The 1624-nt window shown below is 35.3% G+C and carries 2 protein-coding genes and 1 tRNA gene; 1 reads left to right on the top strand and 2 read right to left on the bottom strand.

The window, feature by feature from the left end:
- Positions 1-100 precede the first annotated feature (100 nt).
- The gene (locus ABZA26_RS14660; protein ID WP_372715226.1) at positions 101-1183 is read left to right on the top strand and encodes a zinc ribbon domain-containing protein; all 1083 of its coding nucleotides are present in this window, start codon (positions 101-103) and stop codon (positions 1181-1183) included.
- Positions 1184-1244: 61 nt separating this feature from the next.
- Here ABZA26_RS14660 and ABZA26_RS14655 read toward each other — a convergent pair.
- Together ABZA26_RS14655 and ABZA26_RS14650 are read right to left on the bottom strand one after the other, a co-directional pair.
- A tRNA-Arg gene (locus ABZA26_RS14655) sits at positions 1245-1321 on the bottom strand.
- Positions 1322-1403: 82 nt separating this feature from the next.
- Positions 1404-1613, bottom strand: coding sequence for a glutaredoxin family protein (locus ABZA26_RS14650; RefSeq protein WP_372715227.1), 210 nt, complete (start codon positions 1611-1613; stop codon positions 1404-1406).
- Positions 1614-1624 lie beyond the last annotated feature (11 nt).

Genomic DNA, 1624 nt, shown 5'->3' with positions numbered 1-1624 from the left:
CTATCATTCAGACAGATTTACCAGAGAATTCAGGAACGGTATGAGAGATCTGTTTTATCTGGAGGAGCTGGGTGTAACTCTCATCTCAGCCTTGGAAGGCGTGGTAAAGGTAGATGGTACTTATGACAGTCTCCCTTCCCTAGTAAGGCTCATTGGAGCCCAGGAAGACAAAGCAAAGATAGTAAAAAAGGTCACTGACAATATGTACAACTACGCCAAAACCAATAGGTACTTAGGCGGTAGTGTCCTTCCCTGGTTAAAAGTCATCAAGGGAGATATTAACGGCGTTCGATGCAAGATTATGGTAAAGAATGAAGATACATGGAGATTCTACAGAAAAGTATTGTTAGATGTTATAAGGTACAGAAACATTTCAAAAAGTGCCAGTGTAAATAATATAAACGCAGTTACCCTAGCAAGTTGGCTTAGTATGCCAGAACTAATAGGTCTTAGGACTTTTGGAAAAAAGGGAAAACTTAATAAAAATCATAATAAAGGAAGAAGAAAAGAATATTTCACATCTGAATTCCCTATCCTGCCTGCTATATTATCAAAAGAAGAATATTCTAAAATACAGGAAATCAGAAAAGGAAATCGTTCAAAATCTAGAGAAGATATCCACCAATATATTTTTACTCATATTACATTTTGCAAGTGTGGAGGAAAATTTGCAGGAAATGCTTTTAGAAATAAAAATAAAATTTACATTTATTACAAATGCGAAGGCTGCAACATCAGGTATAGTTCTGACCATTTAGAAAAAATAATTTCTGAAGAAATTTTAAATCACCCACATTTACAAATGATTAATGACTACGAATTTAGGCTTGCTGATATTATCGACGAAATCACAGAACAAAAGAAAATATTAAAGAAAAAAGAGGAGTCAGAAAAAGCTGTGCTGTCTTTGGTGATAGAAGGACTCGCTTCAAAAGAAGTGGCAAAAGAGCAGCTTCAAGAACTAAGAAAGGATACCAATAAAATAAAAAAAGAAATCAAGGAAAAAGAACATGTCCTAAATGACGAACAGAAAAAAGAAATAACTGAAGACCATATAGAGATGCTTCGATTCTTTTTAAATAATATAACTGAAGATTTAATCCCAGATTTAAGAGAAATATTAAATTTACTTATAAGAAGAATAAAAATAATTGACTTGGAAAACATAGAGATAAAATTTTAAAAGCACAAGACTAAAATCTTGTGCTTTTTTATGAAAAAGTATTAAGTTTGAGGGTAATCACTGGCGCCCCCAGCAGGAATCGAACCCACAACCCTCTGATCCGAAGTCAGATGCTCTATCCAATTGAGCTATAGAGGCACGTCATTATACTATCATATTTCCATCAGTATTTCAACTGTATTTCTCCTCTATACCCCATTCTTTTTTACTTTGTGATTTCTTACAGCCCTGCTTTTTTCAGAAACTCCTCCATGGTGTAAAGTTCCCCGTCGTATTCTACTACAGGAGCCATGGCTATCTTCGCCTTCATGGCCACCCTGCTGAGCTCACCCATGTCCTCTATATACTGAAACTCCTTCTTTTTACCCTCTAAAATACCTTTTAACTCCTGGCACCTAGAGCATCCCGATTTTCCGTATACCTTTATCATATCTTCCTCCT

The sequence above is a fragment of the Ilyobacter sp. genome, from assembly GCF_041583315.1.
Lineage (GTDB): Bacteria > Fusobacteriota > Fusobacteriia > Fusobacteriales > Fusobacteriaceae > Ilyobacter.
Note: the sequence above shows the minus strand (reverse complement) of the source record. Positions and strands in the feature narration are given on the sequence as shown.